This window comes from Rhizobium sp. BK619 (genome assembly GCF_014195245.1).
Classification (GTDB): Bacteria; Pseudomonadota; Alphaproteobacteria; order Rhizobiales; family Rhizobiaceae; genus Rhizobium; species Rhizobium acidisoli.
The window spans coordinates 142872-168833 of sequence record NZ_JACIBH010000016.1 but is presented as its reverse complement, the minus strand read 5'-3'; the positions used below and the strand labels follow the sequence as shown (position 1 = coordinate 168833).

Genomic DNA, 25962 nt, shown 5'->3' with positions numbered 1-25962 from the left:
TCATCGCCCGATATAGATCGAGCCGAAGGACTGGCCGAACTGGCTGACCAGGGCCGCAATCGAGAAGTAGACGAGGAAGAGCCCGCCCATCAGCAGATAGGGCGTCGAGATGAAGTAGACCGGGATCTGCGGCGCCAGCTTGTTGATGAAGCCGATCGAGACGTTGAAGATCAGGCCGTAGATCAAAAACGGGCTCGACAGACGCAGCATGATGTAGGTGGTCTGTTCCAGCGTGTCGCTAAAGGAGATCAGCGTCGCGCGCATCTGCATCAGGCCGCCGAAGGGCATGGTCGTGTAGGAATCGATCAGCGCCCGAAAGACGATATGATGGAAGTCCATGATGAAGAGGATCATGATGCCGGCAAAGGTGATGAAGCCGGAAAGGCTGCTCTCCGGCGTGTCTTCGATGATATCGGCCGAGCCCGGCTGGGTATAACCGACCATGGTGGCGATGATCGTCGCGGCGAACTGCATGCCGAGCGTGTAGATGCGCGCCAGCATGCCGTACATCACGCCGATCAGCGATTCGCTGACGATCAGGCCGATATAGGTTCCGGAACCGGTGTGGACGGCCGGATAGACCGTGTCCCAGAGCAGCGGCATGACGGCGATCGACAGCGCTAGGGCGATGAAGACACGCAGCTGTTCGGGCACGCGCGCCGAGGAAAAACCCGGAAGAGCCAGCACACAGCCACCGATCCGGCAGAAAACCAGAAACAGCGCGAGAACGGTCCCTTGCGGGTCTGTTATCATGAAATAGAGCCCAAAATCTTTATCTCGATGCCCTTGGCCAGTTCGACATGCGACAGGACCGGCAGCGTGGCGAACAGCCGTTCGATGATCATGCGCACATAGGAGCGTGTTTCCGGCGAGGTGACAAGTGCGAATGGCATGCCGCGATCCATGAACTCACGGATAACTTTGGTGGCCTGTTCGCTGAATTCTTCCAGGTTGCGCGGATCGATGTCGAATTCGATCACCTCGCCCTTGGCGTCGCGCTTCAGCGCCTGGTGGAAAGCGAGATCCCATTTGCTGCCCAGCCTGAGGACGCGCAGCACGCCGTTGTCGGCAAGGTCGCCGCAGAGCTGCTGGGCCATGCGGATGCGGACATGCTCGACGATCTGCTCGGTCTTCCTGACATGCGGGGCGAGCTCGGCCACCGCTTCGAGAATGAGGTGCAGGTTGCGGATCGAGACGCGTTCGGCAAGCAACAGCTTGAGCACCGCCTGCAAGCCCGAATAGGACATGTGCGACGAGCAGATCTCGTCGGCGAGCTTCTTGTATTCGGGATCGAGGCGATCGATCAGCACCTTGACGTCCTTGTAGGACAGAAGCTGCGGCAGGTTGTTGCGGATGACCTCGCTCATATGGGTCAGCACCACGGAGACGTTGTCGATCGGCTGGAAGCCCTCGCGTTTCAGATCGTCGGCGAAGTTTTCGAGGATCGAGACGGCCGGCATGCCGAAAGCTGGTTCGCGGATTTCGTCGCCGGGGATGCTCGGCCGGCGGCCGGCGCCGGTGACGACGAGAACTTCGCCGACGCGTAGCAAGTTGGAGGCGACCGTCGTGCCGTGGATGCGGATCTGGTAGGACTTCTCGGCGATGGCGATATCGTCGGTGACCTTGATCTCGGGCACGACGAAACCGTATTGGGTGGCGAACTTCTTGCGCATCTTGCCGACGCGGAAGGCGAGCTCCTGGTGGGCGCCGAGCAGTCGCGTCGAGACCATCTTGCCGAGCGCAAGCTCGATCTCGGAGGTCCGCAGCACCGCCTTGACCGAATCCTTTTCCAGCTCCTTGCTCTGGACGACCTTCTTTTCCTCCTGCTCGCGGCGAAGCTTGTTTTCGGCCTCGACCTGACGCGGGATGAACCAGGCGCCGAAGGCAAGAAGACTGCCGAGGATCACGAAGGGGACGAAGGGCAGGCCCGGCATCAGCGCCAGAACGAACATCAGCACGGCCGAGACCGAGAGCGCGCGGGGGTAACCGCTCAACTGGTTGACAACCGCCTGGTCGGTGGAGCCGGTGGTGCCGCCGCGCGAGACGAGCAGGCCGGCGGCGAGCGAGACGATGAGGGCCGGCATCTGGGAGACGAGGCCGTCGCCGACGGAGAGCTTGACGAAGACGTCGGCTGCTTCACCGATCGGCATGCCGTGGCGGAAATAGCCGATGATGATGCCGCCGAAGACATTGATGGCGGTAATGATCAGGCCGGCGACGGCATCGCCGCGCACGAATTTCGACGCACCGTCCATCGCACCGAAGAAGGAGCTTTCCTCTTCGAGCTCCCTGCGCCGGCGCTGGGCTTCCCTTTCATCGATGATGCCGGCCGAAAGATCGGCGTCGATCGACATCTGCTTGCCGGGGATGGCATCGAGGGTGAAACGCGCGCCGACTTCGGCGATACGCGTGGCGCCCTTGGTGATGACGATGAAGTTGATGGTGATGAGGATCAGGAAGACGATCAGACCGATGACGAAGTCGCCGGACATCACCAGGCTTGCGAAACCGGCGATGACGCCGCCGGCCGCGTCGTGGCCTTCATTGCCGTGGGACAGGATGACGCGCGTCGTCGCGATGTTCAGCGCCAGCCGGGTCATCGTCGCGATCAGCAGAATGGTCGGAAACGACGAAAAATCGAGCGGTTTCTGGATCCACAGCGCAACCATCAGGATCAGCACCGAGAAGGCGATCGAGAAGGCCAGTCCCATATCGATCAGGAATGGCGGGATCGGCAGGAAGAGAATGCAGATGATGCCGATGATGCCGAGGGCAAAACCGACATCGCGCAGGCTCGGGGCGACTTTCGGAAGAGGTAATGCAGGTGGTTGCGCCATAACAGTTCCGTCTCTTCATGAGAGGAGGCGGACTCGGTCCGCCCAATTCGGATCGAGAATTAAATGGCGAAGCTTGCGCGAAGGTGGCTCAGAAACCGGACTGGATGCGCGAGAAGACGAGATTGGTGAAAATCGAGACCTGCGAGCCGACGAAGGGCGCGGTGACGCCGACGGTGATCAGCACCGCGACGATCTTCGGCACGAAGGTCAATGTCGCTTCCTGTACCTGGGTCAGCGCCTGGATCAAGGCAATGATGAGACCCACGACCATCGCGGCGATGACGGCGGGACCGGCGGAAATCAGGACGGTCCAGATCGCGGCCTGGAACAGATCCAATGCATCAGCTTCATTCATCTGAAGGCAACCTCATATCGCCTCGAAGCAGCCCCGCCGTGGCCGGGCCGCTGTTGATCGGTATCACCCGGCGCCTCGGCGCCACGGCATCAGGTATCGCTGTCGGTGGTCGTGGTGGTCGGCGCCTTGTCGGCAACAGTGATTCCCGCCTGCACGAGTATATTACCGCCATCCGTGGTCGTCGCAATGATGCCGTCGGAATAAACCTTGACGGATTCGATGGTGCCTTTGACGGTGCCGTCAGCGCTTTCCATGTATTTGCCGACATAGCTGCTGGCCTGGGTAAGGCTCGAGCTTGCCAGCAGCGTATCCAGCTTGGTGTTGGTCTGGATCGTCTGTTCGACCTGCGAGAAGCTTGCCAGCTGCGACATCTGCTCGCTGGCATCGACCGGATCGGTCGGATCCTGGTTCTTCATCTGCGCAATGAGCAGCTGAAGGAAATTGTCGTAGTTCAGCGTCGCCTTGCTCTGGGCCGAACTGGTCGAGGTCGTCGTACTCGTCGTGCTGACGCTTGATGTTGCATCTACCGCCATGGTGCAATCTCCCTGCGAATCTGCTCGACCATCGTCGGCGGCATTTCGTGGTTGTTGAGGATATTGTCTTCGATCGCGTAGAGGCCGCGGATCGCCTTCAGCGCATCGAAAGCGCGGCCGGTCGAGACGAGTGCATCGATGCGCTTCAGTTCGGCGAGGATCTCCTCGTTTTTGAAGCAGCTGAGCAGCATGGTGATCGACTTGCGGAACATCGCCGTCGAGTGGTCCTTGCCCTCGGGATTGATGAGGATCATCTGCGCGATGAAATAGAGCTGACGCAGGGGCGTGGTGGCGCCTTCAGGCTGGAGGACGTGGTTTTCGAGAAGGAACGTCACATCATTCAGGAATTCCAGCGCGACCTTGCGGTCCACGCGCAGGACGGCGCCGTTGATGAAGATTCTTTCTCCGGCTTTCAGAGAAATGCGAAGTGTACTTTTCATTTAAGTCCATCCCTGATGATGGTGGTAACGTCGATGATGCCCTGGTAGTTATTCGACAGACGTTTTCGGATCCTGTCGCATTCCTTCAATATCCAGATCGCGATCGAGATGAGGTTGGCCCTGAGTTCGATCTCCAGCTGGTTGTCGGGATGTTTCAGATCCTCGATGAAGCTGATCCAAACCCGGCGCGTATAAAACAGAGCTTCGATGGCTTCCCGGCCGTATTTTTCCTTTTCGCGCGCCAACGACAGCAGATCTATGGACCGGTCAAGAACCTGCCATTCCCGCTGTTTCGCGTCGGCCACCGAGTCCTCCATGACTTCGGCATATGAGAACTGATACATTCATGCATCCTTCTTTGCGCGCCTTTGATCATCAAAGGTAGTTTACGAGACTCAACTGCTGGATCTTCGAGACGATCGTGTAAGCCGTTTCAAGCTGTGTTTCCAAAGTCTTGACGAGGGTCGAGGCCTCGTAAGGATCGACGCCCTGGAGATCGACGAGCTTGTTCTTGATGATGTTTGACTGGGCGTCGAGGGCGTCGTTGGACTTCTTGACGCGCTCCTGGGAAAGGCCGAGCTGGCTTGCCTGAGTCACGATGCCGCTGGTCGCCTTCGTCGTATAGCTGATCGCCTGCTTCGAGACCGTGCTCATCGCATCGCTGCTAAGGTCCTGGCCGAGCAGCGCCGAGGTCATCACCGAGGCGAGCGCCATGTAGCGCATGCCTTCGGAATTGGCGTTGGTCGAGGATTCGATGACTTCCGAATTGCTGATGCGGCTCGTCATGTTCTGGCTCGATGCCTGCGACCAGCCGGTCGTCGCATTGGTCCAGTTTGCCTCGCTGAACATCGGCTCGACCGTCGTCGTAATGAAGGTCTCCATTTCGTCGCCGGTGAGATCGCTGACGCCCTTGCCGAGGCCCGTCGCATAGGTATTCAGCGCGGTGACGATATCTGCGCTCGTCGCCGTCGTCTGGTCAGTCAGCGGCTGCACATCGGTATTGATGCCGGAGAACAGGTATTCGCCGTTCACCATGGTATTGGCCGTGTCCATCATGGTGGAGAGCGCGCTGGTCGCCGACTGGATGGCGACGGTAATGCTGCCGGGATCGTGGCTGCCCTGGAGCGCCGTCAGCTTTGAAACAAGGCCGTCGCCGACGTCCTTCATCTTGGACAGGCCGAGTTGCGAGGATTCCATGCGTGCGGTAACGAGCGAATTGCTCGATTTGATTGTGTCGATCCTGTCGACCTCGCGGCTGAAGTCGACGCTTCTGGCGGCGTTGCCGCCGAGCGAGACACCGATGTCGGCATAGACACCCGTCGTTGCCTCCATCGTCGCCTTCGTCATCTGGTTCTGCCCCTGACGAATGGTCAAGCGCATCGCATTCTGAATGGCCGAACTTGAAATAAATGAGCTCTTCATGGCTTAACTCGCAATATCCAGCAATGACTTCAACATTTCGTCGACAGCGTTCAGGATTTTGGTCGCCGCCTTGTAGGACTGTTCGATATCAAGAAGCAGCGTCAGTTCCTCGTCGAGGTTGACGCCGGTCTCGTTGGAATAGGCCTCGTCCGAGCGCGACAGCGCTGCCGAGGTGTTCTCCGCCGCGGTCGTGGCGTTGCTGCGGTACTGCTCGAGCCAGCCGAGAGAATTCGTGGCGTATTCCATGATGCTGACGTTCGAATCGATGCCCGTCGTGGCGTCGAATCCGGCCGTCGTTCCGGTTGCCGGATCGAAATCGATATCGGAGCCCAAGGCATTATAAAGACTATCGAGGTCCGTCGTGTAGCCGCTGAGGTGGGTAGGATTGTTGACGACGCCGTCGGCATTGACGCCGCCATCGCGCAGGCGCATCGGGTCGCCGCCCTGCGAGGTGATGACGGTGCTGCTGACGGTGATGGTCGACGCCATGCCGGCAACCGCGGTGCTGCCGGCCTCGACCGTGTCGCCGCTCCAGGTGAAGAGACCGGTCACATAGGCCGGAGTGCCCGACGTGCTCTGCTCCTTAAAGAGCGAGACCAGGCCGCGGGCGATTTCATCGAGCTGTTTCTGGAAGTTGGGAGCGATCTCGTCACGGACCTGCAGGAGCGACTGAAGGCTCCCCTGCCCCGTCGCCGTCGATCCGCTGCCACGCGGAAGCGCGACACCGTCGATATAGACCGAATTGCCGGTTATGGTGGCGTTGTAGGCATCCTTCGCCTGGAACGTCACCGTGCGCGGGATCGTCTCGAAGAGAATCGTCCCGTCAGAGGTGCTTAGCACCATGTCGTTGTTGTCGCGCGTCGTCGCGCTGACACCGACGATCTGCGAAATCTGCTTGAGGGCCTTCTCGCGCTCGTCGAGAGCGCTGGAGGCATCCGCGCCCGTGGCCGTGGCGGTCTTCACCGCATTGTTGGCCGTCTCGAACTGGCTGAGCAGCGTATTCAGCGTATCGACCGCGGTAGAGATCTGCTTGTCGGCACTGGCGCGGACATCCTGCACGGAAGTCGACGCGTTGTTCAGCGAGTTGGCGACGTCCTGGGCGGCGGTGATGGCGCCCTGGGCGGCGACGGTGCTGCCCGGCGTCGTGCGGAAGGCCTGCAGCTTCTGCTGGAAAACACCGAGATAAGTGGATGGCGACGTTTCGTAGTCGTTGCCACCCATGATCGACTTCAGATCCTCGAGACCGCTGAGCAGGGTCTGCTGGGCGCTGTCCTGAGAGGATGATTTCAGATATTGGCGCAGCAGGGCATCTTCTTGCGCCCGGTCGATCTTGACGACCTGCGCGCCGTTCAGGGACGTGGTGAGCATCGCCTGCCGGCGCACGTAATCCTTGTTGCCGGCATTCGAAATATTGTTCGATACGACACTGCTCTGCGTGCCGGTATTGTTGAATATTCCCTGCGCGGTATTAAGTGCGGACGTGAGCGACATGGCTTACCCGTTACCCTGATTATCTCTTGAGGTTGACGAGGACGTCCATGATGTCGGACCCCGTCTGGAACACCTTGGAATTGGCGGTATAGCTGCGTTGGGATTCGATCATCTCGGTGAGCTCGCCGGCGAGGTCGACGTTCGAACCTTCGAGAGCGCCCGACTTGATCGTGCCGAGGCCGTTGGTCTGCGGGAAGCCGGTGACGGTCACGCCCGACTGGCCGTTGGCGCTGTAGACGTTGCCGCTCATCAGCGTCAGCTTGTCCGGACTTGCGACATTGGCGAGCGGAATGCGGTAGAGCGGCTTGGTGCTGCCGTCCTCGTATTTGGCGTAGACGATGCCGTCGCCGTCGATCGTGACATCCTTGACCGGGCTTGCGGCCTGACCGTTCGGCGTACCGGTGCCGGCAAAGGCCGCGCCGAGCTGGGTGAAGCCCGAGAGATCCATGTCGATCGACAAGCCGGTCACCGGATCGACGATAGTCGCGGAACCGGTAGAGTTGGTGATCTTGCCGGTGGAGTCGAAGTCCAGCGTGGTCGTGGCGACGGCGCCGCCGGCCGTGGTGTAGGGGAAGGAGGTCGTGCCGCCGGTCGCCGCATCGGCGTTGCGGAAGATAGCAACCTCCCAGGTGCTGGCGGTACCGGTTGCCGGCGGCGGTGTCGTAACCGAGGTCTTGGTGAAGTAGAAGTCGTACATCACCTTGTTGCCGAGCGTGTCGTAGGCGACCATCGAGAACTTCTTGGTATCGGTTGTCGGGGTGCCGGTAGCGCCGTTGTCGCTCGGAAGCGTCGCAGGAGCGACCGGAGCAACCTTAGCGTTGGAATCGAGGTTGCCCTTGAAGACGCCTGAGGTCGAGGCGATGGCGGTCAGGCCTTCCTGGTTGACGTTGACGGGAACGAGGCCGTCGAAGCCGTTGACGACAACAGCGGGAGAACCGGAGTTGTAGGAATAGCCCATCAGGCCGAAGCCGGCGGCGTTAACGAGATTGCCCTCGTCGTCCTTGGTGAAGTCGCCGGCGCGGGTCAGAACCGGTGTGCCGTCGGCGCCCTGGACGATAAAGAAGCCGTCGCCCGAGATCGCAAGGTCGGTGCTCGAGGTGGTGTAGGAAATATCGCCCTGATCGGAGACGGCCTGGCGGACCGAGGTCTGAACGCCGCCGGAATTGTAGTTGCCGCCCGAAGAAGGCAGGACCAGCGAGGAGAAGCTCGTCGACACAGCCTTGTAACCGGTCGTGTTAACGTTGGCGATGTTGTCGGAGACCGTGCTGAGGCGGTTCGCCTGCGCATTCATGCCCGATACCGCCGTCTTCATGCTGCCGAAAATGCTCATCTGAAAACCTCGTTTTACCTGTTAAGCTCGAGAGTATTTGTCGGGCCTTGCGTGAAGCTGTCTGTGATGGCGCGCTGCGAGGCCAATATCGAGGTTCAGCCGGGCGCCGCCGCCCGGCCGGAAAATCAGGCCCAATCGATGCAGTAGCCAAGGAAGCGCTTGGAATCGACCGGATCGACGCCGAGTTTCTTGCGCAGCTTCTTGCGCAACTTCGAGATATGGCTTTCGACGACGTTCTCCTCGACCTCTTCATCGAAGATGCCGTAGATGGCGTTGAAGATCTGGGTCTTGGTGACCCGGCGACCGCGATTGGCGATCAGATATTCGAGGATGCGGCGCTCGCGCCGGGGAAGCGCGAAGACTTCGCCGTTGATCTCGGGGTCACGACCATCCGAGAAGACGCGGATCCCGCCGATTTCGGTGTAGTTGGCAATCGCCTTCAGCCGGCGCCGGATCGCAGCCGCCCTTGCGAGGATTTCGCGCGGATGCACCGGTTTGCGCACCACATCGTCGACGCCGCAATCGAACAGCGCAAGAGTGTTTTCGAGCGAGGGTTGATCGCTGACCGCAATCACCGGCGCCATCGACCGGTCCCGGATCGCCCGGGGGAGTTCGAGGCTGCGCTGGCCCTGACCAATCAAGAATGCCTCGACTGCCGCAATATCGGAATCAGCAGCGGTCTGTACCCACTCGCCGAATTCCGCGGGATCAAAGCCGGTGGAGGGAATGCCCTCACGGCCAAACAGAGATGTGTATCCATCTTTCACGAGCTCACGCTCATCAACCACGACGATCATTCGTCCGCCTCCGAATCAGTGTGGCACTTCGATGATCTATGGGTACGAATCGCACGAATCGGCGACAACTCGTTAAAGTTAATGGCAGAAACTAATAATTGATTAAGATCTGGGTAGCGATTTGATCTATATCTAGTGGGTCCGGTTGTTTATGCACACCAAAATTTCGTGGAAAAGTTAACAGACCCTTAATTATGACTTGCGCAGGGGATTCATGCCGGATTCCTGCCATATTGTGACACAGTTTCGTCACAATAGGCCTCTTCCATTTTGGGTTGAATCAATTTCGGCAAAAGTTACTCGCATTGGGAGTCCACTTGCCGTAGCCGGTGGCGACCAGATTAGCGATGACGCGGCAAACATATTGCTTCTGCGCGGGGTCGTTGTTGGGGCCTGCGTGGTATCTGGCTACCGCCATCGTCCATGTCTCGTGACGGTCATGCAGGTTGCGGAGGAATTTTGCCGCATACTCGACGTTGCGATGCGGGTCGAACATATCCTCGGCCGAGCCGAAATTTTCGCCATGGTAGTAGTGGTTGATCTGCATGCAGCCGATGTCGATGAGCTTGGCGCCGCTGCTGCGGGCGACGTCGAACTGCCGCATCGCGTCCTGTTCGGAGGGCGGAAAGATCGCCTTGCCTTCGACGTTCATCGCATAGGGATAGAGCGAGCCCTTGCGGCCGGTCTCCGTCAGGCCGACCGAATAGAGGATGCCTTCCGGGATGCCGTATTTGGCAGCTGCCGACTGGATCTCACGCTCACAGGCGCCGGTGGAGGCTTTCGCCTCAGAGGTAAACGCCGCCAGTGCCGCCGCTGCGGCCAGCAGAAACGTCTTCAATACCGGTCTCGCCTGCACCATTGAAGCCTCCGCCCGCCCGCTGTGCCGTCTGATTGTGACGCTCGCGCGCCTCGCCGCCCTGCCCCTGCTGGGCGAGCGACTGCTGTTGGGAGGCTTGGCCTTGGCTGCCTGCCTGGCTGCCGGCGTCGCTACGCTCGACCGGCGCCATGCTGATGGTGACGTTGTCGACGGCGTAGCCCTGGCTGCGCAGAGCTTCGAGAATCTTGCCGTGATCTTCCTTCATCTGACGATAGGCCGCGCCGGTTTCGACCTTGAGGTCGACATTCAGGGCGTCGCCGGACAGGCGCATGGTCGCCGTCACCATGCCGAGATCGAGCGGGTTCATCTGGATCTTCAGCGTATTGACCACCTTGCCGGTGCTTGTCCATTCCGCCGCGTTGGAGAGCGCCGAGCTCGGTTCCATGGCGCGCGCCCATTCGGAATCGCCGGAGAGAGCGGCCGTGACGGCGGCGGAATTCGAGTTCTGCATCAGGCCGATATAGCGGCGCGATTCGAGAACCGAAACGTTTTCGACATCGGCTTTCTTCGAGCCATCCTGAGAACCGGCCTGATCCGTGCCGAGATGGATGTCCATCGACACGCCACGGCCATCGGCGCGGCTGATCCTGAACGTCCTGCCGTCGGCGGCTTCGGCATTCTCCGATCCGGGTACCTTGACCTCATCAGCCTTGCCGCTGTCGACGTTGCCGCTGACGGCCGCCAGGGCGTCGGACGCATGGCCGCCTGCCTTGGCGTCGATACCCTCGATCTTCTTGTCGGCCGGCTTGACGTCGTCGGCTCGGGCAGACGCGTGATGGACGCCTGCTGCCGCCGACAAAGCGACCGCGCCGTCGGCAGGATCCTGCTTCAGCAGACCGAGCACATCGGAAATACCGCCGTCGTCATCCTCGCTGTCCGTGTCCGTATCGGTTTCCAACGCGTCGGCTTTGGCATGTTTGCCGCCTTTGGCCGCCTGAACGACCTCCTCGGCCGAGCTGTCCTTCGCGTCGAGCTTGCCGAAGGCAAGATCCGCGGGCATCTTGACTGCAGCCTTTACAGGCTTTGCCGCGACGACATTGGCGATGGTTTCCGGCTGCACTTCAGCCTGTGCCTTCAAAGCGGCGTCGCCGAGATCGATCAACGGCTTTGCGCCGCTGCGGCTGCGGATCGTCCGCGCCACTTTCTCGGTACCGGTATCGGTAACCGCACCCTGCTCCGGCTGCGCATCGTCGGCGTCGTTGCTTGCCTTGGCAAGCGCGTCGGAGAAGCCGTTCTTCTGGCCGGCGGCATCGTCTTTGCCCATCGGTCGTGCAGATTTCGCAGCGGCGGCGGGATCCGCACCGGCGGCTCCGCCCAAAACGCTCATATCCATCATTGTTCGTTGCCTTCCTGCGCCAGAAGACCGTCGATCTCGTCGAGCTTGGACCGATTGGTCGTCACAAATGCGTTAAATGAGGGGTCGGCACCCTGGCTCTGGCCAGTCGATGCCACACCTCCCGGAACAGGCTCGGGAAGCGCGCCTGGCGCTCCCGGTTGCGGAGCTATAGCCGCAGCCTTTTCAGAAGTGATTTCTTGATCAGAAGTGTTAGGGTCCGAGGCTTGCGTCAGGCTTGCCGGGTCGGGAGCGCGCAGGATTTGCTCGGCAACCGATCGCGCCGCCTCCTGCAACGCCTGATCCCGCGGCGAAAGCGTGTTGCCGGCGATGCCGCTGACATTCTTCGCCGCCTGGTCGATATCCTCTGTGGGAAGGCCGGCCATGCCGCCATAAAAATCCGCCAGCGGACCGAAAGCATTGTCGGTGCCGGCGCCAAGCGACTGCACACGCTCGACCGCCATATGGGCCAGCTGCGGCTTGCCCGCGATCGCCGCAGCGCGGGCGATGCGCAGATAGACCTCGCGCTGACGCGGCGCGTCCATGAAGGACAGGATGTCGATGACATCCTGCGGCTTCACGTCGTGATCATGGCCGACGACGAGCGTAACGAAAAGATCGGCGAACTGGCTGGCATAAGGCGAATGCAGGAAGCGCCTGATATAGCGCTGCGAATAGGCCATGCCCCTGTCGAGCATCCCCTTGTCGACGCAGATGGCGACGGAGCGGCGCAACGCCGCTTCCTCGACGATCGTGCCGGGTGCTGCAAGGCGCGCCTGGTCGTAGAGATCCAGCGCGTCTGTCGGCTTCGTCGCGATCAGCACGTTGCCGCCGATCAATGCGAGGTAAGGGCCGATCTTCTTGTCGCGGTATTCCCTGGCCGTCTCCTCCAGTGTCTTGGCGACGAGCAGCCCCTTGCCGCTCAGATATTTTCTGAGCACATCGGTGACACGGTTGTCGAAATAGCCGTTGACGTCGTGGGCGATCAGATATTCGAGCGTCTGCGGATTGCCGCCGCTCATCGCGTAGATCAGCGCTGCATCGACGTTGCGGTCGTCATCGAAGACCGACGTGTCGACGCTGCGCAGCCGCTCGTCGATCGTGCCCAGCATGAAGCGCTGCATCTCACCGGCCGAATGATCGCCGGAGACGACGGAATCCTGCACGAACTGCAGCGACCGCAGCATCTTGTAGGGTGCAAGATCGTCCGGATCCTGCGCCTTGGCTGCGGTCGGCGAAAGCATCGCCAGGCCGAGGGCCACAAATCCGACATAGCGATGCTGCCGACGCGCCATCCTGTTATCCTCGATCCGCCTGCACCAGGATCTCGATCCGGCGATTGGTCGCGTTGAACGGGTCGGACGGCAGTTTCAGCCGGCGGTCAGCAAAGCCCGAAACCTGAGAGATGCGTTTTTCGTCGAGCCCGCCGCGTACCAACATGTAATAAGCGCTCTGGGCGCGGTCCATCGAAAGCCGCCAGTTCTCATTCTGCGCACCCTTATACTGGCGCCCGTCCGTATGGCCACGGATGGCGACCGCGCCGCCCCTTTCCTTCAGGATCGCGCCGATCTTTTCCATGGCGAGCACCATCTCCTGGCGAGGAACCGCGGAACCGATATTGAACATCGAGTCGTCGCTCTGGTCGGAGATGCTGACCAGCAATCCGCCTTCGGATGCCGTTACGGTCAGGCCTTCGGCAAGCTTGCCGGCAATGCCGCCGATCTGCTGGGCGATCTGCGCATGCAGTTGCTCTGCTTCTTTCTGCTGCTGCTGTTCGGTCTCGGCCGCGCTCTTGTCCGCATCCTTCTGATGATCGGCGTCCTTCTGCGCTGCATCCTTTTGCGCTGCGGCCTTCTTGTCCTCAGCCTTCTTATCGCCAGACTTCTTGTCATCCGGCGCCTTGCCGTCCTTGGCCTCGGCCGCGCCCTTGGCTTCCTCTGCGGCCTTCTGATCGGTGGTCAGCGGTATCGGCTTCATATCCTCGACCTTGGCGATCTCGGTTGTCGCGCTTTCGGCCGCCTGCTCGTCGCTCTTGCCGGGAGGCGCGGACTTGCCGGCTGTCGTCACCTCGACCTGCTTCGTCCAGAAATCCGGATCGAAGGGATCACGATAGGCTTCGCCGCCATCGGCGCCGGTGGCCGGGCCGGAATCGGCGGCACCGCCATCGCCCTTGGCGCTGACATTGGCCTGCTGGCCGACTTCCTGCGCGATCTCAGCCAGAACCGAATAGGGATTTTCGAAGAAATCGGCCTCGGAATAATTGGTCTGGTCGCCTGATGTCGAGGTCTGGTCGTCACCATCCGCCGAAGCCTTGCCGTCGTTCGGATTTTCTTCCTTCTGTTTCGACTTTTCCTGCTTCTCCTCACCCTCGGCGTTGTCGACAGGCTTCTTCAGTCCCTTCTCGGTCGGCTTCTCGTCGGAGAGCTTGATCGGATTGAAATAGGTCGCGACCGAGGCCTTAGTCTCCTCGTTGGCGGCATTGACCAGCCACATGACCAGGAAGAACGCCATCATCGCCGTCATGAAGTCGGCATAGGCAATTTTCCACGCACCGCCATGGGAGCCATCGTGATCACCGCCGCCATGTCTTTTGACGATGATGATCTCGTTCTTGCCGTGGTGGTGGTTTTCGCCTTCGCTCATTCGAGAACTTTCTTCAAGCTGGCTGCCCAGGCGGACATACGGGTGACGATGACGGATTCGCCGATTTCGACGGCAAGATCGATATCGTCAGTCTCAATGTGTCGAACCGCCTCGGCATGTTCACCGAGCTCGGCGGCTAAGAGTTCGAAAAGCCGGATTGGCCCGCGGACGACGATCGGTCCGGCAGCGCCCTCGAGGATCGAGTCGCGCAGCAGCACGGCGAGGCTTTCGGCTGCCCTGGCGGCAAGCGCTTCGGTCATCACGGGCGCGATGGCGATAGCGGCACCGGCACTGACCAGCTGCGCGACCTCTTCGGCGATATCGCGGACGCGGGATGCAATGACCGCTGCCGCCTCGACTTCGTAGCGAAGCCTCAGCTCGGCGAGCTCACGCGCGTGAGCCTCGGCCAGCGTCCGCGTCTCGCGTTCGTATTTTTCGGTCAAATCAGCGGTCGCTGCGGCATGACCTTGCGCATAGGCATCGCGGCGCTCCGCCTCGACGTCGATTACCGGTTCGCTCGGCATTTCGGGAAAACCGTCGCCGCCGAAATCGTCCATCTCGATGATCGGCGCCGACGGTTCCGGTTCACCGAAATCCTTCAAATACCGGGAAAGCGTAATGCTCATAAAAAACCATCCAGCATTCGGGAGGCATGCAGCATATCCACCCCCGCTCAAAACGACCTTGCGCGCCGGCACGTCGCTTCGAACGGGCAAGGGCTTCACCTTGCACCGGCACGGATTCGGACGATGCCTTCATGCCGGAAACTAGGAAGTCAAACTTGCGCGAGGATGAATGGCGCCGCCATCCGCGATCGCGCCCACCTTTATTCCAGCAGGATCAGAATCTTGCTCGAAGCCGTGTTGAGGATCGAGATCGCTTCGACGGCCATCTGCTTCTGGGTTTCGATGGCCTTTTGCCGGATCGAAGCCTCGTCCATGTCGGTATCGACGAGCGCACCGACGCTCTTGTCGATCGAATCGGAGAGATCGGCCGTGTAGTCCATCTGATCGTCGATGCGCGTCTTCATCACGCCGATGGAAGCGGCCGTCGTCGTCAGCGAGGAAAGCAGCGAGTCGGTCACATCGAGCATATCGGTGAGTTGCGCATCGGTGGTATTCTTGTCGATCGCAATTTCCGTGCCCGTCGCCGGCGTGGTCGAACTGGCGTCCAAAAGGTAATAGTTGCGCGACGTCGTACCGCTGTTGTTGATCGCATTGGCATCGACCGCCTTGGTAAACAGTCCGCCGCTCGCATCGTTCTTATCGATGAGGATGGTTTGCGACGAGGGGAAATCGATGGTCTGAGCCTGATATTCGCCGGTCGGCGCGCGCGCGAAACTCGAGATCACCGACCATGTCGGCGGCGCGGCGGTATCGCCGTTCAGCAGCCAGTTTTCGCCGGCAAACGACGTCGATTCAACGACGCTCTTCAGCTGCTCCTTATATTCGCTGATCTCGGCATTGATCTTGTCCTTGTCGGTGCCGGGCTCTTTTGCTGCAACCAGCTTGGCGCGAATCTGGCCCATAAGATCGATCGCCGAGGTCATCGCCGTGTAGGTCGCATCCACCTTGGCAGCGCCGAGACCAAGCGCATCTCCGATCGTGCCCAGATTGGTGCTATCCGAGCGCATGACGGTTGCGATCGACCAGTAGGACGCATCGTCGGAGGCCGTCTCGATACGGTATCCCGAGGACACTTGCTGCTGGGTCTGGCTGGCTTCTTTGTTGATGCTGCGTAGCACCGCAAGCGCATTCACCGCGGCCGCGCTGGTAATCTTAACGGTCATCGACAGGGTCTCGGAATAAGGTCAAGGGGCAGGCCGGAATGCCGGCGGCGACTGAAGTGGCGTCATGCCTCCGGTAGAGTTTCTACCGGCGTGTCGCAAAAGCAAATCAACTGAAAGCGAAGGTAACTCGATATCAACCCGTTGGGCAAGAGCGCAGCACTGAACGCGCCGCGTCGATCGCGATGCAAGTCAAGCTGTTGATATAAAAGAAAGAACCGCGCCGTTTCGGACGCGGTTTGTAGGCTTTTTGCTTGTTGCCGGACGAAGGCGCAAGATTCGGTCCAGCTTCAGCGCCCGATTTAGCTGCGGAACAGCGTGAGGATGTTCTGAGCGCTGGAGTTGGCGATCGACAGCGACTGGATCGCCAGCTGTTGCTGCGTTTGCAACGCCGTCAGCTTGCTCGATTCCTCTTCCATATTTGCGTCGACGAGGCGGCCGACGCCCGAGTCGATCGAGTCGCTGAGCGCGCCGACGAAATTTTCCTGCAGTTCGATTCGCGTGGAAATCGAGCCGAGCTGCGATGCAGCCTTGGTCATCGCCTCCAGGCCGGCCTCGATCGAGGTCAGGGCCATGGAGATCTCAACCGAGCCGAAGCTGCTGATGTCCATCGAGTAGATCGAGCCGATCGTACCGTATGATGTGCCGATAATGCCGGAGCTCGTCTCGATCGAGCCGACCGAGTCCATGCCGAAGAGGACGTTGCCCGTGGAGCTGGAGTCCAGGATGTAGTCCGTCGTCTTGACCGAGACATTGCCGCTGCCATCGCGCACGAAGGTGGAAACGACGCTCTTGGTGCCGTCGGCGCCGGCAACCCAGTTTTCACCGGAGAAGGAAGCCGATTGCGCGATGCTGAGCAACTGCTGCTGCAGCTGGCCGATTTCTTCCTGGACCTTGGTCTTGTCGACGCCCTTTTCGGTCGCGGCGACGATCTTCGCCTTGATTTCGCTGATGATGTCGATGGCGCTGTCCATGGCAGAGTAGGCGGTGTCGACCTTGGCGGCGCCGAGGCCGAGAGCGTCGGAGACGGCGGAGAGTGCCTTGTTGTCCGAACGCATGGTTGTTGCGATCGACCAGTAGGCGGCGTTGTCCGACGCTTTTTCGACGCGATAACCCGACGATACGCGGTTCTGCGTAGCCTCGAGGCCGTCATTGATTCCGCGGAGTGTCTGAAGAGCGGCCATCGCCGCAACGTTCGTCAAAATGCTGGTCATGAAATGATTGCCCCTTGTCGGCAGTTGATAGAAAGGGACATTCCGGAAAGCTACCGGGAACGGGGACCAGCCTCATGCCTGTTAACCGGTTCTTAAATTTGGTTAACCCGCCGTCTCGTTGATCGCAGAAAACAGCATTATGGTTAATCAACCGTTAACAGACATTAAAAAAGCCGCGCTCCATTGAAGCGCGGCTCGTTTGCGAGGTGCCTGCCGCAGACCGGCGGGCCGATATTTCTGCGGTTTATTAGCCGCGGAACAGCGTGAGGATGGTCTGCGAAGAGGAGTTCGCGATCGACAGCGACTGGACGGCGAGCTGCTGCTGGGTCTGCAGAGCGCTGAGCTTGGAGGATTCCTCTTCCATGTCAGCGTCAACGAGACGGCCGACACCGGAGTCGATCGAGTCGCTGAGAGCGGATACGAAGTTTTCCTGCAGTTCGATGCGCTTGGAGATCGAGCCGAGAGCAGCGCCGGCGCTGGTCATGGACTTCAGAGCCGCTTCGACGTTGGTCAGAGCCGACTGGATCTCGCCGAGGGTGAAGTTGGTGATGTCCATCGCGTAGACAGAACCGGTTGCGCCATTCGACGTGCCGAGGATACCCGTGGAGGTTTCCACCGCGCCGCCGCTCATGCCGAACAGAACGTTGCCTGCCGAGCCGTCGTCGAGAACGTAGTCGGTCATCACGACAGAAACAGCGTTGGAGCCGTCACGGACGAAGGAGGCAACGACGTTCTTGGTGCCGTCAGCGCCGGCAACCCAGTTTTCACCGGAGAAGGAAGCCGACTGAGCGACGCTCAGGAGCTGCTGCTGCAGCTGGCTGATTTCTTCCTGGACCTTGGCCTTGTCGACGCCGTTTTCAGTCGCGGCAACCAGCTTGGCCTTGATGTCGCCGACGACATCGATGGCGCTGTCCATGGCAGAGTAAGCAGTGTCGACCTTGGCGGCGCCGAGGCCGAGAGCGTCGGAGACGGCGGAAAGCGCCTTGTTGTCCGAACGCATGGTCGTTGCGATCGACCAGTAAGCAGCATTGTCGGAAGCCTGGCCGACGCGATAGCCGGACGAAACGTGGGCCTGGGTTGTCTGGAGACCCTGGTTGATGCCACGGAGAGTCTGGAGGGCTGCCATTGCAGCGTTATTGGTGTTGATGCTCGTCATAGTTTGTTTGCCCCTTGTTGGCAGATTTTAAAAAGGGACATTCCGGATTTTCGGCCGGCCCACAGCGATCAGCATCATGCCTGTTAACCATTCTTGTTAGGGTTAACTCGCCGTTTCGATGGGCCTAGAAAACAGCAAGATGGTTAAGGAAAGCTAAATTCAAAATGGAAATAGCGTAAAAATATCTGACACTTAGAAGGATTTTCATTAACCTAATGTTAAAACATTTCGCGGCCGGGAATGACCCGGCCGCGAAACTTGAAAGCCTTTGCCGACCGCTCTTAGCGGAAGAGCGACAGGATGTTCTGCGAAGAGGAATTCGCGATCGACAGCGACTGGATCGCCAGCTGCTGCTGGGTCTGCAGGGCGCTGAGCTTGGAAGATTCTTCTTCCATGTTGGCGTCGACGAGACGGCCGACACCGGAGTCGATCGAGTCGCTGAGAGCGGATACGAAGGTGTCCTGGCTGTCGATACGGCTGGAGAGCGAGCCGAGAGCAGCGCCGGCGCTGGTCATGGACTTCAGAGCCGCTTCGACGTTGGTCAGAGCCGTCTGGATCTGGCCGGCGGTGAAGTTGGTGATGTCCATCGAGTAGACAGAACCGGTTGCACCATTCGACGTGCCAAGGATACCCGAGGAGGTTTCGACAGTGCCGTTGCTCATGCCGAACAGAACGTTGCCTGCCGAGCCGTCGTCGAGAACGTAATCGGTCGTCGTGACCGACACGGCGTTGGAGCCGTCGCGGACGAAGGACGAAACGACGCTCTTGGTGCCGTCAGCGCCGGCAACCCAGTTTTCGCCGTTGAAGGAAGCCGACTGAGCGATGCTCATCAGCTGCTGCTGCAGCTGACCGATTTCTTCCTGGACCTTGGCCTTGTCGACGCCGTTTTCAGTCGCGGCAACGAGCTTGGCCTTGATGTCGCCGACGACATCAATGGCGCTGTCCATTGCCGTGTAAGCGGTGTCGACCTTCGCAGCGCCTACGCCGAGAGCGTCGGAAACTGCGCCGAGAGCTTTGTTGTCCGAACGCATGGTCGTTGCGATCGACCAGTAGGCAGCGTTGTCAGAAGCCTTTTCAACGCGGTAACCCGACGAAACGTGGTTCTGCGTGCTGTTGAGGTTCTGGTTGACGCTGCGCAGCGTCTGGAGAGCGGCCTGCGCGGAAGAATTGGTGTTAATGCTTGTCATAAATCTGTCCCCTGGAAACTAGATACAAAAAGGAGGACATACCGGACTATAGTACCGGCGATGACGGACCAGCTTCATGCTACTCGGCGCCTTTTTTGTTTGGCCCAAACCCGTCATGTCCAGGGCAATCTCGCAGCCAATGCTTGCCAACTTCTTAAAAATGGAGGCCTCGTGCCGGCTCCTTACATCGCATAGTTAATGCCGGCTGAATCTATTCCTTCGCATGCTAACATACCGGGAAAGAAACCATTTTCTCTTGAAGGGAAGCACCTTCATAAGGCGCACCGGTTTCAAGCAAGCTTCGCATGGCAGTGTGGCAGGTGCCGGGATAGCATCATCGGATCGATCCACCCTTTCTCGGGGAGGATGGCTCGTGCGTGCGTCGGCGATCGACAGCCATGCCAGAACATTTCCTTTACGGAGTTGGGTTTTGAACAGCAAAGTTTCGTTCTCTGCGGCATCCAAAGATTACCAGGCGGGCCGCTACACACAGTCCTTGGCGACGCTCAACCAGCTCATGGATATCCAGCAGGACGCCAAGACCTACGCGCTGCTGGCCAAGAACCTCGTGCAGCTCGGCTTCAAGGCCGATGCCGCGAAAGCCTATGGCCTGGCCGGTAACTGCGACGGACCGAATGCCTACGAATACCAGAAACAGGCTGCCAAGCTGCATTATGAGATCGGCAATGAGGATGATGCCCTGCTGATCGCCATGCGAAACCTCGCCAAGGCACAGGACGACGCGGAACTCGCCTTCATCATCACTGCGATCTATCTGAAGCGCCAGCAGCGGGATATCATTCGCCCGTTCAAGACGGTGCTGTCACAGAGTTCCAATCCTGATCATATGCGGCTGGCAGCTCTGCAGCTGAGCGACGATCTGAACGACGCAACCAACCAGAGCCTCTCGCGCAACCTCTTCAAGCGTTTTCCAGGCAATCTTGCATTCCGCTTCCTGCACCTGGTTTTCGCCCGGGAATTCAACGAATTCGAAGAGGCAAGCAAACATCAGGGGGTGATCGACGCTGCACTCGCAAAGGGCGACGTCGAGATCCTGCGCAAGGACAACCCGTTCTATCATCTGCACTGGTGCGGCAACGAGGATTTTAACCGCTATGCCACGATCGGCACCACCCCTCTCAATCCGGAACGGGTGGCCTTCCGCCGCAACCAGCCGCACACATGGTCGGACAAGATCCGGATCGGTTACATGTCGTCGGACTTCTGGGATCGCCATGCGACGATGAAGCTCCTGCAGCGGATCCTGGAGCTGCACGACAAGGACCGGTTCGAGGTGACGCTCTTCTGCCATACGGGTCCGGAATACCTGAAGCACAACGTGACCGACCGCAGCCGCTGGGGCCGGATCGTCGACGTTCACGGCTTCTCGGACCAGGCGGTGCTGGCAGTCGTGCGCGAGCATAATATCGACATCATGGTCGACCTGAAGGGCCATACTTCAGGCAGTCGCGCGACAGCCTTCAACCTGCCGCTGGCGCCCGTACACGTCGGCTGGCTCGGGTTCCCCGGCAGCACGGTCAATATCGATCTCGACTACGTCATCGGCGACCATTCGGTATTGCCCGAGGTGGCCAAGCCCTTCTTTCACGAGAAATTCTGCCGGCTGCCGGAGAGCTATCAGCCGAACGACCCGATGCATCGCCCGAAGCCACGCCCCGTCACCCGCGAGCAGCTCGGCCTGCCGGAAGAGGCCTTCATCTTCGCCTCCTTCAACGGCAACCGGAAGATCACGCCTGAAGTCGTCAACAGCTGGTGCCGGATTCTCAAGCGGGCGCCGAACAGCGTGCTCTGGCTGATGGCGAATTCGCCGCGCAACCAGGCGAACCTGTTGAAGCACTTCCAGACGGCAGGCATTTCGCCGAAGCGGATCATCTTCTGCCCGCGCGCACCTTATGAAGAACATATCGACCGCCAGCAGGCGGCCGATCTCGGCATCGATACCTTCCCCGTCAACGGCCATACGACCACCTCGGAGCAGCTCTGGGGCGGCCTGCCGGTTCTGACCTTCAAAGGCACCAACTTCGCCTCACGCGTCAGCGAGAGCCTGCTGCGGGCCATCGACCTGCCCGACCTCGTCGCAAGCGACCTGCAAGCCTATGAAGATATGGCCGTCGAACTGGCGCAGAATCCCGGACGGATCGCCGAATACAAGGCGCATCTGAAAGAGAAGCGCTATATCGCGCCGCTCTTCGACGCCGAACGTTTCTGCAATCATCTGGAGCAGGCCTACGAAATCATGGCCGAGCGCGGCAAGCAGCGTCTCGCACCCGAGCACATGGACATTGCGGCGCTGCCGCCGCGAACGGCGCCGTTCGGCGCCGAGTAAGCTTTTCATTCGTCACGAAAAACCCGCCGGAGCGATCCGGCGGGTTTTTCTCATTGGCGAAGACCTGGGTGAAGATAAGACAGGAGCGGCGGCCGGTCAGTTGAACGAGCGCACCAGACTGCCGACCAGCAGGTTCCAGCCGTCGATCAGCACGAAGAAGAGAATCTTGAACGGCAGCGAGATCGAGGTCGGCGGCAGCATCATCATGCCCATCGCCATGGTGATGGTGGCGACGATAAGGTCGATGACGAGGAACGGCAGGACGACGAGGAAGCCGATCTCGAAACCGCGGCGAATCTCCGAAATCATGAAGGCCGGGATCAGCACGCGATAGTCGATCGGATCGGTCGTCTGGATAGTCTGTCCGCGTTCACGCGCCAGATCGACGAAAAGCGCCAGATCCTTGTCGCGGGTGTTGGCCGCCATGAAAGTGCGGAAGGGTTCGGCAATCCGCTGGACGGCCTCGGTCTCGTTGATCTGATTGGCAAGGAGCGGCTGCACGCCGTTCTGCCAGGCCTGATCGAAGGTCGGCGACATGACGTAGAAGGTCATGAACAGCGACAGCGACAGGAGGATCATGTTGGAGGGGGTCGAGGAGAGGCCCATCCCCGAGCGCAGGATCGAGAAAGCAATGATGAAGCGCGGGAAGCTCGTCACCATGATCAGGATGCCCGGCGCGACCGAGAGAATGGTCAGCAGGCCGAATGTGCGGATGATCCAGGCGGCGACGGAGCCATCGACCGGCACGTTCAACAAGTCAGTCGGCAGCTGCTGTGCCACCGCCAGTTCCGGTACCGCCATCATGGCGGCAAGGAAAACTATGAGACGAATCATTCGATGACAAATGTCCTGAACATGACCTTCGATACCCGCCCTTGCGAGCGAAGGTCAACACGTTCCTGTATGTCATCCTTGAGATATTGAAAGCCCCGCGGCCCCTCGATCTGCTGCAGGGAAACGGTCCTGATATAGGCGAGGATATCCTGGTGAATATCCTCGGAAACCTTGACATCCGGTGGACCGTTGAACAACAGCGCGACCTCGAGTCGGACCCAGTTTTCCGAGGGGTAAGCGAGGTTCGACGTGATCGGCTCGAGCTGGACGACGTTGTTGGCTTCCGTCGAGATGTGGGCCAGGCCTTCCTGGGCCTTTTTCTTGGCCTCGGCGTCCTTGGCCTGCTCGGCCTCCTTGGCGCCCTTGATGTTGGGCGCGACGATCGTGCCGACCGCCCAGCCGCCGCCGGCGCCGAGCAGCGTCAGGACAGCGATGCCGATGATCATCATCAGGGTGCCGGACTTCTTCTTCGGTTGACCTGCGCTTGCGTCTGGCTCTGCCATCGTCGTTCAGCCTCAAAGCGGCGAGAAAAGATCGACGGCCTGCTGGCCGCGCGGAGGCTGCTGCACTTCCATCAGGCGGCCGCGGCCACCATAGGAGATGCGAGCTTCGGCGATCTTGTCGTAGGAGATCTGGTTTTCGGCATTGACGTCCTGCGGGCGAACGATACCGGCAACGTTCAGGATACGCAGTTCCTGGTTCAATCGGACTTCCTGCGAGCCCGATATGACGAGGTTGCCGTTTTCGAGAATGCCGGTGACGACGGCGGCAACCAGAAGGGTCAGTTTGTCGGTGCGCTCGATCTTGCCCTTGCCGTCGGTGCTGGTGTCGGAACCATAGGTGAGGTCAGTCTTGGACTCGGGCGTCCAGCCGAAGATCTGGGCGTTGACGTCCCAGTTCATGCCACTTGAATTCTTGCGGCTGCGGTTGGTCTCGTTATCGAACGAGCCCTTGTCGTTGATCTGGATGTCGACGGTCAGGATGTCGCCGACATTGAGCGCGCGCGCATCCTTGAAGAGCGCCGCCTGTGAATCGCTCCACAGCGAATAACCCTGCGCCACGGCGCGCGGCTGCTTCGGATAAAGCGCCATCTGCGGCGTCTGGCCGTAGGCAAGACCGCTGCCGATCGGGCTCATGGAGGGCGCGCGGCCGATCTCGCTGACTGCCGTCGGTGACTGGCAACCTGCAAGGAGTGCGAGGGCGGCGATCGCGGCCGGGAAACGCATGTTCATGAAGGATCCTTCGACGTATTGGGATCGGACGCACTGGCGATGACGCTGGCGATGGCCGCGGCCTTCTTCGGGTCCATCTCGTTGAGGATGAGGCTCGACTGACGCGGTCCGAGCCGCATGATCACGGCGGAGGCCACCTCGATCTTCATATCCTGCAGCTGCAGTGCGGCCGAATCCGGCTTCATCTTCTTGTAGATCTCGGTGAGGCCGGCTTCCGCCTGCTTCAGGAAATCGTCGCGCCGCTTCAGCCAGTCCTGGTACTCGGCCTTGCGCTTATCCATCTCCGCCATGCGGGCGTCGATGTCGGCGCGAAGCTTTTCCAGCTCCTGCTTTTGCAGGAGGTAACGCTGGTCGCGGGCGGGGTCGGCGATGTTGGTGCAGAACTGCTTGACTTCGTCCTGGGAGGTGATGTCGCCCGCCGGCGCATGCTCCTGCGCGAAGGCCCCCGGGATCGACAGAAGGACGAGGCCTGCTGCCGGCAGCGCCAGCCGGCGCAGCAATTGCAGGACCGTCATGTCTTTGATGATCTTTATCATTGCAGCACAAGCTCCGCCTGCAGGGCGCCCGCCGACTTGATGCCCTGGAGAATGGCGATGATGCCATCCGGTTTCACGCCGATATTGTTGAGGCCGGCAACGAGGGTTCTGAGGTCGGGACCATCGATGATGGCGACGCGCCCGCCGGTCTGCTCAGCCGCGATATCGGTCTGCGGCTGGACCGCGGTGCGGCCCTGCGAGAAGGGTTCGGGCTGGATGATCTGCGGCGTCTCGGTGACCTGAACCGTCAAGGTACCGTAGCTGACGGCGACCGGCGAGACGCGGACGTCGGAGCCGATGACGATCGTTCCGGTGCGTTCGTTGATGACAACCTTGGCCGGCGTATCGGTTTCGACGATGAGATTTTCGATGTCGGCCATCAGCCGGGTGAGATCGGCCGTGCGCGGCTTCTGGATCACCACTTCCTGCGAATCTTTGGCTTCCGCGACCGGGCCGCCGAAGCGTGCCGAGGCATAACCATTGACGATGTCGGCGATGCGGATCGCCGTCGAAAAGTCGGGGTTGCGCAACTGCAGGACGAGATTGACCGAGTCCTTGAAGCGGGACGGCAGTTCACGTTCGATGATGGCGCCGCCAGGCACGCGGCCGGCGGTGGTCACACCTTCGGTCACGGTCGCCGCCTGGCCCTGGGCCTGGAAGCCGGTGACGATGGCAGCGCCCTGGGCGACGGCGTAGATCTGGCCGTCGGCGCCGGAAAGCGAAGTCATGACCAGTGTGCCGCCGCGCAGCGATGTTGCGTCGCCGAGCGAGCTTACCGTCACGTCGATGCGGCTGCCGGGGCTTGCGAAGGGCGGCAGGTTGGCGGTGACCATGACGGCCGCCGTGTTCTTGGCGTTGGATTGGCCGCCCTGCGTCGAGATGCCGAGATTCTGCAGCATTGCCCGCATCGATTGCTCGGTGAAGGGCGAGGCACGGAAGCCGTCGCCGGTTCCCTGCAGGCCGACGATCAGGCCATAACCGATCAGCTGGTTGTCGCGGCCGGCCTGAAGCGAGGCGATATCCTTGATGCGGGAGGTCAGCGCCCAGGCGGGCGCAACGTCGGCGAGGCTCATGGCGAGCACCGCGACAAGGGTCAAGAACCGGAAGAACAATTTCATTTTGCCCTCACATGGACCGTGCCGTCCGCAAGCACCGTGCCGCTGACGATGACGCCGGAATCCATATTGCGCGCGCGGATCAGCTGCCCTGTGGCACCGTCTTCGAGCGGCGAGCCGGCGGCTGAGATGGTCATCGCACCGAGCGAGAAGACCAGGCGGATCGAAGAACCGCGGGTGACCGTATAGGGTTCACGCAGACCTGAAACCGAAATCGTGCGGCCCGGCAAAAGCGTGCGCTTGGAGACCAGGCCTTCGACCTGGGAAATGGTTTTGGCGAAATCGCCGGAAAGGTTGGGGTTGGTGACCTCGACCTCCTGAAGCTGGCTGGCCGACAATGTGTCGCCGGGGTAGATGATCGTCGTCGGGACGACGGCATAACCCATGCCGGCATCCACGTCCGCGGGCAAGAAAATGCCCGCGACTGCGATCGTGGCTGCCGCCACCCATCCTGAGATGTGTCCTGCCCGGCAAAACATCATGTTTCGGCCCTTCCC

Annotated in this window: 26 protein-coding genes; 1 reads left to right on the top strand and 25 read right to left on the bottom strand. The window is 60.3% G+C overall.

Annotated elements, in window-relative coordinates; translation table 11 throughout:
* The 19 genes from FHX14_RS28160 to FHX14_RS28070 form a co-directional block, all read right to left on the bottom strand.
* Window positions 1–753 carry a flagellar biosynthetic protein FliR gene (locus tag FHX14_RS28160; RefSeq protein ID WP_003588515.1) on the bottom strand — a complete coding sequence of 251 codons (753 nt, stop codon included), beginning with the start codon at window positions 751–753 and terminating at the stop codon, window positions 1–3.
* The gene (flhA, locus tag FHX14_RS28155; RefSeq protein WP_184380144.1) at window positions 750–2837 is read right to left on the bottom strand and encodes a flagellar biosynthesis protein FlhA; all 2088 of its coding nucleotides are present in this window, start codon (window positions 2835–2837) and stop codon (window positions 750–752) included. Before flhA ends, FHX14_RS28160 begins: the two co-directional genes overlap by 4 nt.
* 88 nt (window positions 2838–2925) lie before the next feature.
* Window positions 2926–3192, bottom strand: coding sequence for a flagellar biosynthesis protein FliQ (gene fliQ / locus FHX14_RS28150; protein WP_003588518.1), 267 nt, complete (start codon window positions 3190–3192; stop codon window positions 2926–2928).
* 89 nt (window positions 3193–3281) lie between these two features.
* Window positions 3282–3725 (bottom strand): flagellar hook assembly protein FlgD, encoded by a 444-nt coding sequence (gene flgD, locus FHX14_RS28145; protein ID WP_184380142.1) that lies wholly within the window; start codon window positions 3723–3725, stop codon window positions 3282–3284.
* Entirely contained in the window at window positions 3716–4165 is a 450-nt protein-coding gene (gene flbT / locus FHX14_RS28140; protein ID WP_003584285.1) for a flagellar biosynthesis repressor FlbT, read from the bottom strand. Before flbT ends, flgD begins: the two co-directional genes overlap by 10 nt.
* A complete protein-coding gene (flaF, locus tag FHX14_RS28135; RefSeq protein WP_003588521.1) occupies window positions 4162–4509 on the bottom strand; it encodes a flagellar biosynthesis regulator FlaF in 348 nt (115 codons plus the stop codon). Before flaF ends, flbT begins: the two co-directional genes overlap by 4 nt.
* A gap of 31 nt (window positions 4510–4540) precedes the next feature.
* Entirely contained in the window at window positions 4541–5587 is a 1047-nt protein-coding gene (locus FHX14_RS28130; RefSeq protein ID WP_003588522.1) for a flagellar hook-associated family protein, read from the bottom strand.
* Window positions 5588–5590: 3 nt separating this feature from the next.
* Entirely contained in the window at window positions 5591–7078 is a 1488-nt protein-coding gene (gene flgK / locus FHX14_RS28125) for a flagellar hook-associated protein FlgK (RefSeq protein WP_183693640.1), read from the bottom strand.
* A gap of 19 nt (window positions 7079–7097) precedes the next feature.
* Window positions 7098–8408 (bottom strand): flagellar hook protein FlgE, encoded by a 1311-nt coding sequence (locus tag FHX14_RS28120; protein ID WP_054183709.1) that lies wholly within the window; start codon window positions 8406–8408, stop codon window positions 7098–7100.
* Window positions 8409–8533: 125 nt separating this feature from the next.
* Window positions 8534–9205 carry a winged helix-turn-helix domain-containing protein gene (locus FHX14_RS28115; protein ID WP_003588527.1) on the bottom strand — a complete coding sequence of 224 codons (672 nt, stop codon included), beginning with the start codon at window positions 9203–9205 and terminating at the stop codon, window positions 8534–8536.
* Between the two features lie 280 nt (window positions 9206–9485).
* Entirely contained in the window at window positions 9486–10043 is a 558-nt protein-coding gene (locus tag FHX14_RS28110; protein ID WP_003584276.1) for a lytic transglycosylase domain-containing protein, read from the bottom strand.
* A complete protein-coding gene (locus FHX14_RS28105) occupies window positions 9991–11418 on the bottom strand; it encodes a flagellar hook-length control protein FliK (protein WP_184380140.1) in 1428 nt (475 codons plus the stop codon). Before FHX14_RS28105 ends, FHX14_RS28110 begins: the two co-directional genes overlap by 53 nt.
* On the bottom strand, window positions 11415–12710 hold the full coding sequence (gene motC, locus FHX14_RS28100) for a chemotaxis protein MotC (protein WP_184380138.1): 1296 nt from the start codon (window positions 12708–12710) through the stop codon (window positions 11415–11417). The genes FHX14_RS28105 and motC overlap by 4 nt, the downstream gene beginning before the upstream one ends.
* A 4-nt stretch (window positions 12711–12714) precedes the next feature.
* Window positions 12715–14058: a MotB family protein gene (locus FHX14_RS28095; RefSeq protein ID WP_184380136.1), complete on the bottom strand. Its 1344-nt coding sequence runs from the start codon at window positions 14056–14058 to the stop codon at window positions 12715–12717.
* Window positions 14055–14684 (bottom strand): hypothetical protein, encoded by a 630-nt coding sequence (locus FHX14_RS28090; protein WP_184380134.1) that lies wholly within the window; start codon window positions 14682–14684, stop codon window positions 14055–14057. Before FHX14_RS28090 ends, FHX14_RS28095 begins: the two co-directional genes overlap by 4 nt.
* A gap of 200 nt (window positions 14685–14884) precedes the next feature.
* On the bottom strand, window positions 14885–15847 hold the full coding sequence (locus FHX14_RS28085) for a flagellin (protein WP_184380132.1): 963 nt from the start codon (window positions 15845–15847) through the stop codon (window positions 14885–14887).
* Between the two features lie 299 nt (window positions 15848–16146).
* A complete protein-coding gene (locus tag FHX14_RS28080; protein ID WP_184380130.1) occupies window positions 16147–17058 on the bottom strand; it encodes a flagellin in 912 nt (303 codons plus the stop codon).
* A gap of 247 nt (window positions 17059–17305) precedes the next feature.
* Window positions 17306–18214 carry a flagellin gene (locus tag FHX14_RS28075; protein WP_003588534.1) on the bottom strand — a complete coding sequence of 303 codons (909 nt, stop codon included), beginning with the start codon at window positions 18212–18214 and terminating at the stop codon, window positions 17306–17308.
* 281 nt (window positions 18215–18495) lie between these two features.
* On the bottom strand, window positions 18496–19401 hold the full coding sequence (locus FHX14_RS28070) for a flagellin (protein WP_003588535.1): 906 nt from the start codon (window positions 19399–19401) through the stop codon (window positions 18496–18498).
* Window positions 19402–19774: 373 nt separating this feature from the next.
* On the opposite strand from FHX14_RS28070, the gene FHX14_RS28065 reads away from it, so the two are divergent.
* A complete protein-coding gene (locus FHX14_RS28065; protein ID WP_184380128.1) occupies window positions 19775–21748 on the top strand; it encodes a glycosyl transferase in 1974 nt (657 codons plus the stop codon).
* A gap of 96 nt (window positions 21749–21844) precedes the next feature.
* Here the strand turns inward: FHX14_RS28065 and fliP are convergent, their stop codons facing one another.
* Genes fliP through flgA form a run of 6 tightly spaced genes read right to left on the bottom strand, consistent with a single transcriptional unit; the run spans window position 21845 to window position 25947 of the window.
* Entirely contained in the window at window positions 21845–22582 is a 738-nt protein-coding gene (fliP, locus tag FHX14_RS28060) for a flagellar type III secretion system pore protein FliP (RefSeq protein WP_003584259.1), read from the bottom strand.
* Window positions 22579–23085, bottom strand: coding sequence for a flagellar basal body-associated FliL family protein (locus tag FHX14_RS28055; RefSeq protein WP_184380126.1), 507 nt, complete (start codon window positions 23083–23085; stop codon window positions 22579–22581). Before FHX14_RS28055 ends, fliP begins: the two co-directional genes overlap by 4 nt.
* 12 nt (window positions 23086–23097) lie before the next feature.
* Complete coding sequence (gene flgH / locus FHX14_RS28050; RefSeq protein ID WP_003588538.1) at window positions 23098–23814, bottom strand: flagellar basal body L-ring protein FlgH; 717 nt, start codon at window positions 23812–23814, stop codon at window positions 23098–23100.
* The gene (locus FHX14_RS28045) at window positions 23811–24350 is read right to left on the bottom strand and encodes a MotE family protein (protein WP_003588541.1); all 540 of its coding nucleotides are present in this window, start codon (window positions 24348–24350) and stop codon (window positions 23811–23813) included. The genes flgH and FHX14_RS28045 overlap by 4 nt, the downstream gene beginning before the upstream one ends.
* On the bottom strand, window positions 24347–25468 hold the full coding sequence (locus FHX14_RS28040; RefSeq protein WP_003588542.1) for a flagellar basal body P-ring protein FlgI: 1122 nt from the start codon (window positions 25466–25468) through the stop codon (window positions 24347–24349). Before FHX14_RS28040 ends, FHX14_RS28045 begins: the two co-directional genes overlap by 4 nt.
* Window positions 25465–25947, bottom strand: a complete 483-nt coding sequence (gene flgA / locus FHX14_RS28035) for a flagellar basal body P-ring formation chaperone FlgA (protein WP_003588544.1) — start codon at window positions 25945–25947, stop codon at window positions 25465–25467. Before flgA ends, FHX14_RS28040 begins: the two co-directional genes overlap by 4 nt.
* Window positions 25948–25962 lie beyond the last annotated feature (15 nt).

Excerpts from the sequence above, each read along its gene's own strand:
- flgD (WP_184380142.1), bottom strand. The coding sequence starts at position 3,725 with ATGGCGGTAGATGCAACATCAAGCGTCAGCACGACGAGTACGACGACC.
- FHX14_RS28055 (WP_184380126.1), bottom strand. The coding sequence starts at position 23,085 with ATGGCAGAGCCAGACGCAAGCGCAGGTCAACCGAAGAAGAAGTCCGGC.
- flaF (WP_003588521.1), bottom strand. The coding sequence starts at position 4,509 with ATGTATCAGTTCTCATATGCCGAAGTCATGGAGGACTCGGTGGCCGAC.
- motC (WP_184380138.1), bottom strand. The coding sequence starts at position 12,710 with ATGGCGCGTCGGCAGCATCGCTATGTCGGATTTGTGGCCCTCGGCCTG.
- FHX14_RS28160 (WP_003588515.1), bottom strand. The coding sequence starts at position 753 with ATGATAACAGACCCGCAAGGGACCGTTCTCGCGCTGTTTCTGGTTTTC.
- FHX14_RS28070 (WP_003588535.1), bottom strand. The coding sequence starts at position 19,401 with ATGACAAGCATTAACACCAATTCTTCCGCGCAGGCCGCTCTCCAGACG.
- flbT (WP_003584285.1), bottom strand. The coding sequence starts at position 4,165 with ATGAAAAGTACACTTCGCATTTCTCTGAAAGCCGGAGAAAGAATCTTC.
- fliP (WP_003584259.1), bottom strand. The coding sequence starts at position 22,582 with ATGATTCGTCTCATAGTTTTCCTTGCCGCCATGATGGCGGTACCGGAA.
- flgH (WP_003588538.1), bottom strand. The coding sequence starts at position 23,814 with ATGAACATGCGTTTCCCGGCCGCGATCGCCGCCCTCGCACTCCTTGCA.
- FHX14_RS28080 (WP_184380130.1), bottom strand. The coding sequence starts at position 17,058 with ATGACCAGCATTTTGACGAACGTTGCGGCGATGGCCGCTCTTCAGACA.
- FHX14_RS28085 (WP_184380132.1), bottom strand. The coding sequence starts at position 15,847 with ATGACCGTTAAGATTACCAGCGCGGCCGCGGTGAATGCGCTTGCGGTG.
- fliQ (WP_003588518.1), bottom strand. The coding sequence starts at position 3,192 with ATGAATGAAGCTGATGCATTGGATCTGTTCCAGGCCGCGATCTGGACC.
- FHX14_RS28105 (WP_184380140.1), bottom strand. The coding sequence starts at position 11,418 with ATGATGGATATGAGCGTTTTGGGCGGAGCCGCCGGTGCGGATCCCGCC.
- FHX14_RS28115 (WP_003588527.1), bottom strand. The coding sequence starts at position 9,205 with ATGATCGTCGTGGTTGATGAGCGTGAGCTCGTGAAAGATGGATACACA.
- FHX14_RS28120 (WP_054183709.1), bottom strand. The coding sequence starts at position 8,408 with ATGAGCATTTTCGGCAGCATGAAGACGGCGGTATCGGGCATGAATGCG.
- FHX14_RS28090 (WP_184380134.1), bottom strand. The coding sequence starts at position 14,684 with ATGAGCATTACGCTTTCCCGGTATTTGAAGGATTTCGGTGAACCGGAA.
- flgK (WP_183693640.1), bottom strand. The coding sequence starts at position 7,078 with ATGTCGCTCACGTCCGCACTTAATACCGCGCAGGGAATATTCAACAAT.
- flgA (WP_003588544.1), bottom strand. The coding sequence starts at position 25,947 with ATGATGTTTTGCCGGGCAGGACACATCTCAGGATGGGTGGCGGCAGCC.
- FHX14_RS28095 (WP_184380136.1), bottom strand. The coding sequence starts at position 14,058 with ATGAGCGAAGGCGAAAACCACCACCACGGCAAGAACGAGATCATCATC.
- FHX14_RS28040 (WP_003588542.1), bottom strand. The coding sequence starts at position 25,468 with ATGAAATTGTTCTTCCGGTTCTTGACCCTTGTCGCGGTGCTCGCCATG.
- flhA (WP_184380144.1), bottom strand. The coding sequence starts at position 2,837 with ATGGCGCAACCACCTGCATTACCTCTTCCGAAAGTCGCCCCGAGCCTG.
- FHX14_RS28045 (WP_003588541.1), bottom strand. The coding sequence starts at position 24,350 with ATGATAAAGATCATCAAAGACATGACGGTCCTGCAATTGCTGCGCCGG.
- FHX14_RS28075 (WP_003588534.1), bottom strand. The coding sequence starts at position 18,214 with ATGACGAGCATCAACACCAATAACGCTGCAATGGCAGCCCTCCAGACT.
- FHX14_RS28130 (WP_003588522.1), bottom strand. The coding sequence starts at position 5,587 with ATGAAGAGCTCATTTATTTCAAGTTCGGCCATTCAGAATGCGATGCGC.